This is a genomic window from uncultured Aliiroseovarius sp., assembly GCF_947497285.1.
GTDB lineage: Bacteria > Pseudomonadota > Alphaproteobacteria > Rhodobacterales > Rhodobacteraceae > Aliiroseovarius.
Window position 1 is genome coordinate 1 of record NZ_CANMFT010000002.1, and the last position, 12,721, is coordinate 12,721.

Here is a 12,721-nt window from a genome sequence, read left to right on the forward strand (position 1 = left end):
TGACCCGCGAGGCCGAGGCGCTGACCTCGACCATGGCGCGGTTTGAAACCGGCGTTGCGCGTGCCGACCCGGCGCGGATTCTGACCGGCGCGCCCTTCGGCGGATCGGCGCAAGACCCTGCGCCAGACCGCGCCACCGCGCCCAACCCACCACCCGTGGCGCATTCCGGCGCCGCCCTCGCCATAGCCCCGGCCACCACGCCGCCCGACACCCAAACCGACCCGGAACAGCAAAACCTCGAGGCGTGGGAAGAGTTTTGAGACCGATTGACATTTCCGAAGCCATGTTCGACCCCTTGTGTCAACGAAAGGGAGCAACATGGCGGACGGGCAGTGGGAGTTTTGGATTGATCGTGGGGGCACGTTTACTGATGTTGTGGCGCGCAAACCTGACGGTCGACTGGTCAGCCACAAGCTTCTGAGTGAAAACCCCGAACACTACCGGGATGCCGCGATCCAAGGTATTCGCGATCTGATGTCTTTAGAGCCGACCGAGACCCTGCCTGCTGGCAGTATCGCCTCTGTTAAGATGGGCACCACGGTTGCCACCAACGCGTTGTTGGAACGCAAGGGCGACGACACCTTGCTGCTGATCACGCAGGGCTTTGGCGACTTGTTGCGGATCGGGTATCAAACACGGCCCAAATTGTTCGATCTTGAAATCAAACGTCCGGATCTGCTCTATTCGCAAGTGGAGGAAGTTGCAGAGCGGCTTGCGGCAGACGGAACAGTTGTCACGCCGATGGATGAGGCCGCTATGCGGGCGACCCTGAACCGTGCGTTCCAAAGCGGCCTGCGCGGTGTGGCGATTGCGTTCCTGCACGGATACATCAATCCCGTCCATGAACGCCGTGCGGCTGAGTTGGCAAAAGAGGTCGGGTTTACACAGATTTCAGTCAGTCACGAGGTTTCACGACTTGCGAAACTTGTGGGCCGTGGCGATACGACCGTCGTTGATGCCTATCTTTCGCCAATCCTGCGACGCTATGTGGATCAGGTCACCGACGCGCTGGATATCGGCGCGGCCTGTGATCGGCTCTTGTTCATGCAATCCAATGGCGGGTTGACCGATGCTTCATTCTTCCAGGGCAGAGACGCCATTCTTTCGGGCCCCGCCGGTGGCATCGTCGGAATGGTGAAAACAGCGCAAGCTGCTGGATTTGAACGATTGATCGGTTTCGATATGGGGGGAACCTCGACCGATGTCAGTCACTTCGCGGGCAGTTTGGAGCGGAGCTTCGAAACCGAGGTTGCAGGGGTGCGCATGCGCGCGCCCATGATGGATATTCATACCGTCGCCGCCGGCGGTGGATCAATTTGTCAGTTTCGCGACGGCCGTTTTCAGGTCGGACCGGAAAGTGCTGGAGCAAATCCCGGACCGGCCTGCTATCGCCGCGGCGGTCCGTTGACCGTCACAGATTGCAACGTGATGCTGGGGCGGCTCAACCCCGATCATTTCCCACATGTCTTTGGTCCGACAGCAACAGAGCCGTTGGATCGTGACATTGTAAGGTCGCAGTTCGAGGCACTTGCCGCACGCATTGCAGCCGAAACCGGCCAACCCGCCCCGCCCGCCGAAGAGGTGGCGCATGGCTTTCTGCGCATCGCAGTGGACAACATGGCCAATGCGATCAAGAAGATCAGCATCGAACGCGGGCATGATGTGACCGATTATGTGCTGCAATGCTTCGGCGGGGCAGGCGGGCAACATGCCTGTCTGGTCGCTGATGCGCTTGGCATAACGCGGGTCTTCCTTCATCCATATGCGGGCGTTTTGTCCGCCTATGGGATGGGGCTGGCAGAAGTCCGGGCGCTGCGGCAAGAGCAGTTTGATGCACCTCTGGCTGCGCTCGATGTCGCGCAGGCTCGGCTGGATATCCTTGCCAAGGCCGCCCAAGATGAAGTTTCGGCGCAGGGCGTGGCGCAGGCGCGCGTCGCACAGGCCGCTCATCTTCGCTATGAGGGATCGCATCAGGCGTTGGAAGTGCCGTTCGGCACGGCAGAGGAGATGCGTCGCACCTTTGAGGCGCTGCACGACACGCGGTTTGGCTTTCATTCACCAGAACGCGCGATTTTGTTCGAGATGCTGGCCGTTGAAGCGATTGGAGCCTCAGCCGAGGCACCGCGCGGTCACGCGACCCAAGGCCGACCTGATCCGATTGATCTGGTGCCTATGGCAACTGAAGCAGGCTGGAGCGATGTGTCGCTCTTTGATCGCGGGCAACTAGAGGCAGATGCGCAGATCACCGGCCCGGCCATCATTTGCGAGCCCACCGGAACCAACATCGTCGAGCCGGGCTGGACAGTGCGCCAAGACAGTGTTGGCAACCTGCTGATGGAACGGACATCGCAGAAAGAAAGCACCCACGCCGCTGGAACCGATGCTAATCCGGTTCTGTTAGAGGTGTTCAACAACCTGTTCATGTCGGTCGCAGACCAGATGGGCGCGACGCTTGCGAACACGTCTTGGTCGGTGAACATTAAGGAAAGGCTCGACTTTTCCTGTGCGATATTTGATCGGCAGGGAGATCTGGTGGCCAATGCGCCGCATGTGCCGGTTCATCTTGGCTCGATGTCCGACAGCATCCGCACGGTGATGCGCGACAACGAAGGCACGGTGCGCGCAGGCGATGCCTTTGTGTTAAACAGCCCTTTCAACGGCGGCACGCATTTGCCAGACGTGACGGTGGTCACGCCGGTCTTCGTCGGTGATGACATCGCCTTCTGGCTGGGCGCGCGCGGTCACCATGCCGATATTGGTGGGCGCACGCCGGGATCTGGTCCACCCGACAGTCGCCATATCGAAGAAGAGGGTGTCTTGATCGAGAACACGCGCCTGGTTGCCGAAGGGCGGTTGCGCGACGCTGAAATGCGCGCGATTTTGGCCTCTGGGCGATACCCCTGCCGCAACATCGATCAGAATATGGCTGACCTGAAGGCGCAGGTTGCCGCGAACGAAACCGGGCGGCAGGCCTTGCTGGGCGTCGTGGCACAATACGGCATCGACGTGGTTCAGGCCTATATGCGCCACGTGCAGGACAACGCAGAAGAAAGTGTGCGGCGGGTCATCGACCGGCTGCAGGACGGCCAATTCACCTATCCGATGGACGGCGGGTCTGAAATCAAAGTGCGGGTCAGTGTCAACCATGCCGACCGGTCCGCCTGCGTCGATTTTAGCGGCACATCACCCCAGCAAGAGGGCAACTACAATGCCCCCCTTTCGATCAGCAAAGCGGTGGTTCTTTACGTGTTCCGAACGCTGGTCGGTGCGGACATCCCGCTGAACCAAGGTTGCCTTGCCCCGCTTCAGATCATCGTGCCCGAAGGCTGCATGCTGAACCCCGTCTATCCTGCGGCGGTGATCGCGGGCAATACCGAGGTCAGTCAAGCCGCCTGTAATGCGCTTTATGGCGCGTTGGGCGTGATTGCAGGCAGTCAGGGCACCATGAACAATTTCATATGGGGCAATGATGCGTTCCAGAACTATGAAACCATCGCGGGCGGCACGGGGGCGGGGCCGGGGTTTTGCGGCTGCGATGCAGTGCAAAGCCACATGACCAACACGCGGATGACGGACCCGGAAATCCTGGAAAAACGCTTTCCGGTCCGATTGGAATCCTTTTCGATCCGCCACGGGTCTGGCGGCGCCGGCAAGTGGCGCGGTGGAAATGGCGTCGAAAGGCGGCTTAGGTTTCTGGCGCCGGTGACGGTCACAACGCTCAGCTCGCACCGCGTGGTGCCACCGTTCGGCGGACAGGGCGGAGACCCGGGCGCTGTCGGGATTAACACCGCAGAGAAAGCGGACGGCACGCGTATCGAGATGCCGGGCAATGGCGAGATCACGCTTGACGCTGGCGATCTGTTCGAGATGCGCACACCCGGCGGAGGCGGTTGGGGGCGAGCGTGAGAGCGACGCGCCCTAACGCGCGGACGTTCCCTTACGGTGACAAGCAGTCAAGGAAGGCTTTTGACTGGCCGCGCAAAAGGGCGTCGTAATGGTCTACCCCTGGCGGGAGGGTCGCCCCACTTGGGTCCAGTAGGCCAAGCTTTGCAGGCGTGCCTTCAACCAGTGTCGCCATGACCTGTTCGTCCTGAAATACTTCGGCAAACGCACACGCAACCTTGCCCGCGGCAATCAGATCGGTGATCTGTCGAAGCCGTGCCGCCGAGGGCGGGGCGGCGTCGCTTTCGCGGACTGTTCCAAGGGCGTTTAGCTGATAGTGCTCGGTGAAATACCCGTATGCGTCGTGATAAAGCACGAACCCGACGGTGCGCAGGGGGGCCAGAATTTGCTGTATTTCATGGTCCATCTGGATCAGGTTTGCGCGCGCTTGGGCTGCATTCTTCTGATAGGTTTGGGCGTTTTCCGGGTCCAGCGCCGCCAATTCATCGGCAATCGCAAGAAGCCAGATTGCGGCATTTTCCGGCGACAGCCAAGCGTGCGGATCGACCCGTGCGCCGTCCTGCGGCGTGCTGTCATGATCGTCATTGTGATCGTCGCCATGATCGTGGTCGTGACTTTGGTCACCCTTGCGCAGGTGTGTCCCCTTGACCGTCAACAGCGACAGCGAGGCCGCATCCCCAGTCCCTGTCAGCGCACGTTCCAGCCAAGGTGTCATGTCACGCCCGACCCAAATGACCAGATCTGCGCCAGACAAATGTCGAACTTGCGACGGGCGCATCTGAAAGCTGTGCGGGTCCGCGCCTTGTGGCAGCAAAAGGGTCGGGGTCGCCACCCCGTCCATCACCTGCGCGGCCAAAGAATGGACGGGGGCAATGTCGGCGACAACGCGCGGTGCTTCGGCGCGGGCCGCTGTGGCACCCAGCAAGACGGCAAGAAACAGAGCTCTATACATGTTGGTCCTTGTCGGGTGATGTGTGATGTAATACTATCTCAAAAAGTGATAGTATAACTCAATGATGGTGTCAAACCCTATGCCAAACCCCGACCCTTCCTGTGCGTTTCACAGCCATGACCATGCCGCCTGCACCCAAGATGTGCTGACCCGCGCGGAAACCCTCTGCAAAGAAGGCGGCGCCCGACTGACGCCTGTGCGGCGGCGGGTGCTGGAAATCTTGCTGGAAGAACATCGCGCGATGGGCGCCTATGATGTGCTGGAGCGACTGGCCGCCGAAGGGTTCGGAAGCCAGCCGCCCGTCGCCTATCGGGCGCTGGATTTCTTGGCCGAACAAGGGTTGGTGCATCGTATTCGCCGGTTGAACGCCTTTGCCGCCTGCACCGATCCCGGGCAACACCACGCGCCGGTATTCTTCATTTGCAAGACCTGCAACGCGGTGGCCGAAGCGCCGGAGCAATCCGTGCGCGCAGCAATTGACGACCTTGGCCGCACACTGGGTTTTGCTGTCGAGCGCACCAATATCGAAGCCATGGGCCTGTGCCCGACTTGCCACGCGGGGCAGGGTCAGTGAGCTTGATCACAGCGAAAGACCTGACGGTGTCACACGGGCGCAAGCGGGTGCTTGAGCATGTGGATTTCACAATCTCAAAGGGTGAGATCGTGACCATTGTCGGTCCCAATGGGTCGGGCAAATCTACATTGCTGCGTGCGTTGCTGGGGATCTTGCCGGGGTCTGGAAGCGTTCAGCGAAAACCGGGGTTGGTGGTCGGCTATGTGCCACAAAAGCTATCGCTGGACCGCAGTTTGCCGATGCCAGTGTCAAGCTTTCTGAACTTGCCAAAAGCACATTCGCCCGCCGCGCAGGCCGAGGTGCTGCGCAAAGTGGGGATTTCCGGCGTGGAAGGGCAGCAGATCGCCGATTTGTCGGGCGGGCAGTTGCAACGCGTGCTTTTGGCGCGCGCATTGCTGTCTGATCCCGACATTCTGGTGTTGGATGAACCAACGCAAGGACTGGACCAAATGGGCGAAGCGGCCTTTTATCAATTGATCGAGTCCGTGCGGCGGCAAACCGGTGTGGCCGTGCTGATGGTGTCGCATGACCTTCACGTGGTGATGAGCGCCTCGGACCGGGTCATCTGTTTGAACGGACATGTCTGTTGTGAAGGCACACCCCATGTGGTGCGCGAAGCGCCAGAGTATCGCGCGCTGTTCGGGCATGGGACGCATGGCGCGTTGGCGCTCTATCAGCACGACCATGATCATGACCATGCCGCCTGCGATCATAGCCATACGGCGCCAGACGAGGTGCAAGATGCCTGATGATTTCTTGATCCGGGCCGCCGCTGCGGGGATCGGGCTGTCAATTGCCACCGGTCCGCTGGGCGCGTTTGTGGTATGGCGGCGCATGGCGTATTTTGGTGATGCAACCGCGCATGCCGCCATTTTGGGGGTCGCGCTTGCGCTCTTATTGTCGTTCCCCATTTTGCTGGGCACTTTGATCGTGGCGCTGGCCATGGCCCTGACCGTCAGCTGGATGACGCTGCGGGGTCAGTCTGCCGATACCGGGCTAGGGGTCTTGTCCTACGGGGCATTGTCGGCGGGACTGGTCGCTATCTCTTTTGCGCCGGGGGTGCGGGTCGACCTTTCTGCGTTTCTGTTTGGCGATATTCTGGCCGTCACGCGATCTGACCTGTTGGTGGTCTGGGGCGGCTCTGTCGCCGTGGCCGGAGTGATCGTCTGGCGGTGGTCGCGGTTGCTCCTCTCAACGCTCAGTTCGGATTTGGCGGCTGCCTCTGGCATCAACCCAAGCCGAGAGAGCCTCGTTTTGACGCTTTCCCTTGCGTTGGTCGTTGCGGTGTCCTTGAAGGTCGTCGGCGCGCTTTTGGTGTCGGCCATGCTGATCATTCCTGCCGCAGCCGCACGCCAGCGTGCGCATCGCCCCGCCGTGATGGCTGTTGTTGCGGTGCTGATCGGGTGGGGCGCGACGCTGTCTGGGCTGTGGGGGTCGTTGCGGTTTGACACGCCTGCGGGGCCTTCGATCATCGTTGCCGCCACGCTGATTTATGCAATCATGATGGCGCTGCGTTCGGCGCGGCCAGCATGAAACGGGACCGATTATGAAAATGGGGTGAACCTGACCGCGCCCAGATGCTAGGTTTACGAAAGGGGCGTGCCAGACTCTGGCAACCCATTGCGACCAAAGAAGGAATTGGATGTGTCTGAAGGACAAGAGGCGAAGGCTGCGCAGAAGATGAACATCTTGTTTGTCATGTATGATCAGTTGCGATTTGACTATCTGTCCTGTGCCGGCCATCCGCACCTTGAGACACCGAATTTCGATCGCGTCGCGGCGATGGGCGTGCGGTTCACCAATGCCTACGTGCAGTCCCCGATTTGTGGTGCCTCCCGGATGAGCTTCTATACCGGGCGATATACCTCGTCGCATGGTGCGCAATGGAACGGCTTTCCCCTGCGCGTGGGCGAACAGACCATGGGTGATCATTTGCGCCGCGCAGGTATGGCGTGTTGGCTGATCGGCAAGACACATATGAAGGCCGACGCGGACGGCATGGCGCGGCTGGGGCTGTCTCCAGATACCGTCATTGGCGCGCGACAGGCCGAATGCGGTTTTGACAGCTGGATCCGTGATGACGGATTGTGGGCCGAAGGGCCGGATGGGTTTTATGACGAAAAAAGATCGCCTTATAACGAATACTTGAAGTTAAAGGGCTACTCATCCCAGAATCCGTGGGCGGATTTCGCAAATGCAGGCCGCACCGCAGATGGGGACATCGCGTCAGGATGGATGTTCCGCAATGCCGACCAGCCTGCCAACATCCACGAGCAGGACAGCGAAACCCCTTGGCTTACCCGAAAAACGATCGAGTTCATCGATCAGGCCGACGGGCCGTGGTGCGCGCATGTAAGCTATATCAAGCCGCACTGGCCCTATATCGTGCCTGCGCCCTATCACGACATGTATGGCCCCAACCAGGTGCCAGCCGCCACCCGCCACGATAGCGAACGAGATGACCCACACCCTGTTTTCGGGGCCTACATGAACAACAAGGTCGCGCAAGCCTTCCAGCGCGACGAGGTTCGCCACAAGGTGATCCCGGCCTATATGGGATTGATCAAGCAATGCGACGATCAGTTGGGAGTCTTGCTGGACCACCTTGAGGCCACCGGCCGGATGGACAACACGATGATCGTTTTGACCTCGGATCACGGGGACTATCTGGGTGACCATTGGCTGGGTGAGAAGGATATGTTTCACGAACCCTCGGTCAAGATCCCCCTGATCATCTATGACCCGCGCAGCACGGCCGATGCGACACGTGGTTCGACCTGCGACGCGTTGGTGGAAAGCATCGACGTTGCGGCCACCTTTGTCGAGGCTGCGGGAGGAACGGTGCCAGATCACATCATTGAAGGACGCTCTTTAATGCCTTGGTTGCAGGGGGAAAAGCCGAACTGGCGCACGTTCGTGATTAGCGAATACGACTATTCTTCGACCCCGCAATGTGTCGCCTTGGGGCTGACCCCTCGCGACGCGCGGCTGTTCATGGTCTATGACGGCCGGTTCAAGCTGATCCATGCCGAGGGCGGATTTCGCCCCATGTTGTTTGATCTGCAAGCTGACCCGGATGAATTTCATGATCTGGGCAAGACCACCAATCATCGTGAACATATTGACCGGCTGTATGGGTATCTTGCCCAATGGGGGCGCCGAATGTCCCAGCGCGTCACGAAGTCGGACAGTGATATCATTGGCGCGCGCGGGCGGTCGATGCGACGCGGTATCCTGCCATTCCTCTATGACGGCTCAGAGGTCGACGAGGCGTTGACGGTCAAGTATCGCGGCCCGTCACCAGCCCATTTTCGCGATGACTAGCGCAGGCTTGATCTGGGCCCGCGCAAAGGTTTACTGGTCTGACAGTCAGGGTCGCCAGGCCCGCCCAGCCCCTGCAAGGAGCATCCATGTCCGTCCTTGACCGCGCTTTTGATATCGCACGCAGCACAAAAGCCCGTGTTGTGTTGCCCGAAGGCGACGACCCGCGCATTGCGGCCGCTGGGCGACGGCTGGCGCAAGAGGGGCTGGCCCAACCTGTGCCCTTGGCGCCAGCATCCGGACGCTATCTGGAAACTCTGCTGGCGCAACGTCCTATGCGCGAAACGGTCGCCATCCGCCTGCTGCAGCGCCCTCTCATGCGCGCGGCGGCCATGGTTGCGAGCGGGGATGCAGAGCTGATGGTGGCCGGGGCAGTGGCGCCAACCAAACGGGTCATCGAAGCTGCGTCGATCGTGATCGGATTGGCCGAGGGGATCAAAACACCGTCAAGTTTCTTTCTGATGGTGCTGCCCGATGGGCGCAATCTTATCTTCGCCGATTGCGCCGTCAATGTGGACCCGGATGCCACACAGCTTGCAGATATCGCGCGCGCCTCGAAAGGGTCAGCTCAAGCGCTTTTGGGGCAGAGCGACGTGGCGTTCTTGTCGTATTCCACCGGTGCATCCGGGGTGGGGGCATCCGTTGAAAAGGTGAAAGAAGCGGCGAAGGCGACCGGCTTTCTGGGACCCTTACAGGGAGATGCAGCCCTGAACGAAGCGGTCGCGCGCCAGAAGGGCGCGGGCGCGGGCGGGCACGCCAATGTCCTGATCTTCCCCAACCTTGATGCAGGCAATATCGCCTATAAGCTGATGGTCGAACTGGCCGGCGCGCGCGCCTATGGGCCGATCCTGCAGGGCTTTCAGCGACCGGTATGCGACTTGTCGCGCGGCGCAACGGTTGACGACATCGTCGTCAGCACGGTGTTGGCCATCGCAGGCGACCGCATGGCCTAGCTGACGTCGCTGGCTTGTGCGGCCGTGACGGCGATCATGTGCAGAATGTCTTCGGAAGTGCACCCGCGCGACAGGTCATTGGCTGGTTTCGACAGGCCCTGAAGGACCGGGCCAATGGCGGTTGCACCACCGATCCGTTGGGCGATCTTGTAGGCAATGTTGCCGCTTTCCAAATTGGGAAAGATGAATACGTTGGCAGTGCCTTCCAAGGGCGAACCTATGGCTTTCTTGGCGGCGACATCGGGGACGAAGGCGGCATCGAACTGCAATTCGCCGTCGATCACAAGATCGGGCGCGCGGGCTTTTGCGATGGCCGTGGCGGTCACCACCTTTGACACGGCGTTATGCTCGGCGCTTCCGAGCGTTGAAAAGGACAGCATGGCAACCCGCGGCGCCTCGCCGGTCAGGATTTTGAACGAGACAGCCGACGACAAGGCGATTTGTGCCATTTCCTCGGCGGTCGGGTCTACGACAAGCCCACTGTCTGCAAAGATCATCGCCCCCTTGCGAGCGTGATGCTTTTCGCAAAAAAGCATCAGGAAAAAGCTTGATACCAACGGCGTGTCCGGTCTGGTGCCGATGACTTGTATCGCCGTGCGCACGATCTCGGCGGTGGTTGCAACGGCACCACCGACCGTGCCGTCTGCGTGACCGGCTTTCACCAACAAAGCGGCGAAGACATGCGGGTTCAGAGCAGCCTTGGCCGCGTCCTCTTCCCTGACACCTTTATGCTTGCGCAGCTTGTAGTAGAGCGCCGCCAGTTCGCCAGAGCACGGCGCGTCGGCGGGGTCGAGGGTTTCAATATCGCGGCCCAGCGGCAATCCCAACGCAGCGAATTGCGCTTCGATCTGGGTGCGCTCGCCAACCAAACTGATCTTCGCAATACCTTGCGTGGTCGCATCATGTGCGGCTTGCACAACACGGGGATCGCTGCCTTCAGACAGGATAATCCGGTGTTGCGACCGTGCTGCGTTTCGCAATAACGTTTCCAGCGGTTTCATAGGGCCTCGTTTCCTGCATCTCGGGCAGTTTGTCGGGCTGCCAAAACGGGCTGACCGGGTCACGCGACGTGAGCGAGGCGCCTTCGGCGCAGTGGGCCGGGCAGGGTGAGCGGGCGCCGGAATAGCGCCCACTCTGATCTTATCAGACTTTCTGTGGCTTCATGTCGGCTTTGCTGATGCCGGCGACCACAACGGGTTTCTTCATCGCGTCGCGGCGGAAGGGTTCGCCGAGTTCCTGGTTGATCATGGCTTCGATCAGCGTCGTCTTGCCCGCCTTCTGGTCCTTGATGGCCTGATCCAGCGCCGCTGTCAGTTCATCCATCGTGCGCGCGACGACACCGTGCAAGCCACAGGCGTTCGCAATCCCGGCATAGCTGACTTCGGTGTCCAGTTCGGTTCCGACGAAATTGTCCTCATACCACAGGGTGGTGTTGCGCTTCTCTGCCCCCCATTGGTAGTTGCGAAAGACGACCTGAGTGATCGCGGGCCATTCCTCGCGCCCGATCGCCGTCAGCTCATTGACCGAGATCCCAAAGGCGCCATCGCCCGCGAACCCGACCACCGGCGTATCGGGGTGGCCGATCTTGGCGCCGACAATCGACGGCAGCCCATAGCCACACGGCCCGAACAGGCCGGGCGCCAAGTATTTTCGGCCCTCTTCAAAGGACGGATAGGCGTTTCCGATCGCGCAGTTGTTGCCAATATCGGACGAGATGATCGCCTCTTTCGGCAAGGCGGATTGAATGGCGCGCCATGCCATGCGCGGGCTCATCCAATCGGGTTTGGCGTCGCGGGCGCGTTCGTTCCATGTGGTGCCCGGATCGTCGTCTTCATGGTCCATCGAGCTAAGCTGCTGCGCCCACGCGGATTTCTTCTGTGCAATCCGTGTCTTGCGGTCTTCACGGCCCGCATCACCAGCGGTTTCGGACAGCTGGGCAAGCAGGCTTTTGGCGACTTTGGCGGCGTCACCCACGATGCCGACGCTGACCGTTTTGGTCAGACCGATCCGGTCAGGATTGATATCGACCTGAATGATCTTTGCCTCGGCGGGCCAATAGTCGATCCCATACCCCGGCAAGGTCGAAAACGGGTTGAGCCGCGTTCCAAGGCACAAAACGACATCGGCTTCTGAGATCAACTGCATCGCTGCCTTGGAGCCATTGTAACCAAGAGGACCTGCGAAAAGCGGGTGCGAGCCGGGAAAAGCATCATTGTGCTGGTAGCCAACACAGACAGGGGCATCCAGACGCTCAGCCAGATCCATAGAGGCCGCAATCCCCCCCTTCGAAAGCACCGTTCCAGCGCCGTTCAGGATCACCGGGTTCTTGGCGTTCGACAACAGGTCAGCCGCCTGCGCCACGGCCAATTCACCGCCAGCGGGGCGCTCGAATGCGACGATTGCCGGCAGGTCGATGTCGACAACCTGGGTCCACATGTCACGCGGGATGTTGATCTGCGCAGGTGCGCTTGCGCGCCGCGCATTCATGATCACACGGTTCAAAACCTCGGCCACGCGGGTCGGGTCGCGGACTTCTTCTTGATAAGCGACCATGTCCTCGAACAATTTCATCTGTTCGACTTCCTGAAAGCCGCCTTGACCAATGGTCTTGTTCGCAGCCTGCGGGGTAACAAGAAGAAGCGGCGTATGGTTCCAATAGGCCGTTTTGACGGGCGTCACGAAATTGGTAATCCCCGGGCCGTTCTGGGCGATCATCATCGACATCTTGCCGGTTGTTCGGGTAAAGCCATCGGCCATCATTCCGGCCGAGCATTCATGGGCACAGTCCCAGAACGTAATGCCGGCTGCGGGAAAAATGTCCGAGATCGGCATCATGGCCGACCCGATAATCCCAAATGCATGCTCAATCCCATGCATCTGCAACACTTTCACAAATGCTTCTTCCGTCGTCATCTTCATCTTGGCTCTCCCTTGGAAACGGTTCAAGCGACCGAGGTCGCGCGTGACCGGCGCGCTGTGGCGTTGACTTTATTCTTAGGCAGCAGACCGGGTGCCCGA

General features: G+C 60.3%; 10 protein-coding genes. 7 read left to right on the top strand and 3 right to left on the bottom strand.

Annotated features, from left to right (window positions below; translation table 11 throughout):
- A partial coding sequence (locus Q0864_RS03440; RefSeq protein ID WP_298566193.1) for a hypothetical protein occupies window positions 1-260 on the top strand: 260 nt, incomplete at its 5' end.
- A 58-nt stretch (window positions 261-318) separates the two neighbouring features.
- Window positions 319-3,906: a hydantoinase B/oxoprolinase family protein gene (locus Q0864_RS03445; protein ID WP_298566195.1), complete on the top strand. Its 3,588-nt coding sequence runs from the start codon at window positions 319-321 to the stop codon at window positions 3,904-3,906.
- Between the two features lie 31 nt (window positions 3,907-3,937).
- On the opposite strand, the gene Q0864_RS03450 is transcribed toward Q0864_RS03445, so the two are convergent.
- Entirely contained in the window at window positions 3,938-4,855 is a 918-nt protein-coding gene (locus Q0864_RS03450) for a zinc ABC transporter substrate-binding protein (protein WP_298566197.1), read from the bottom strand.
- Between the two features lie 79 nt (window positions 4,856-4,934).
- Here Q0864_RS03450 and Q0864_RS03455 point away from each other — a divergent pair, with 79 nt between their 5' ends.
- The 5 genes from Q0864_RS03455 (at window position 4,935) to Q0864_RS03475 (ending at window position 9,703) form a co-directional block, all read left to right on the top strand.
- Window positions 4,935-5,429: a Fur family transcriptional regulator gene (locus Q0864_RS03455; RefSeq protein ID WP_298566199.1), complete on the top strand. Its 495-nt coding sequence runs from the start codon at window positions 4,935-4,937 to the stop codon at window positions 5,427-5,429.
- Entirely contained in the window at window positions 5,426-6,178 is a 753-nt protein-coding gene (locus Q0864_RS03460) for a metal ABC transporter ATP-binding protein (RefSeq protein ID WP_298566201.1), read from the top strand. Before Q0864_RS03455 ends, Q0864_RS03460 begins: the two co-directional genes overlap by 4 nt.
- Window positions 6,171-6,962 carry a metal ABC transporter permease gene (locus tag Q0864_RS03465; RefSeq protein WP_298566203.1) on the top strand — a complete coding sequence of 264 codons (792 nt, stop codon included), beginning with the start codon at window positions 6,171-6,173 and terminating at the stop codon, window positions 6,960-6,962. Before Q0864_RS03460 ends, Q0864_RS03465 begins: the two co-directional genes overlap by 8 nt.
- A gap of 147 nt (window positions 6,963-7,109) precedes the next feature.
- Window positions 7,110-8,753 carry a sulfatase-like hydrolase/transferase gene (locus Q0864_RS03470; RefSeq protein ID WP_298566778.1) on the top strand — a complete coding sequence of 548 codons (1,644 nt, stop codon included), beginning with the start codon at window positions 7,110-7,112 and terminating at the stop codon, window positions 8,751-8,753.
- Window positions 8,754-8,839: 86 nt separating this feature from the next.
- Window positions 8,840-9,703 (top strand): phosphate acyltransferase, encoded by an 864-nt coding sequence (locus Q0864_RS03475; protein ID WP_298566205.1) that lies wholly within the window; start codon window positions 8,840-8,842, stop codon window positions 9,701-9,703.
- Here Q0864_RS03475 and pta read toward each other — a convergent pair.
- Window positions 9,700-10,704 (bottom strand): phosphate acetyltransferase, encoded by a 1,005-nt coding sequence (pta, locus tag Q0864_RS03480; RefSeq protein WP_298566207.1) that lies wholly within the window; start codon window positions 10,702-10,704, stop codon window positions 9,700-9,702. The genes Q0864_RS03475 and pta overlap by 4 nt on opposite strands.
- Window positions 10,705-10,846: 142 nt before the next feature.
- Window positions 10,847-12,622 carry a sulfoacetaldehyde acetyltransferase gene (gene xsc / locus Q0864_RS03485; protein WP_298566209.1) on the bottom strand — a complete coding sequence of 592 codons (1,776 nt, stop codon included), beginning with the start codon at window positions 12,620-12,622 and terminating at the stop codon, window positions 10,847-10,849.
- Window positions 12,623-12,721 lie beyond the last annotated feature (99 nt).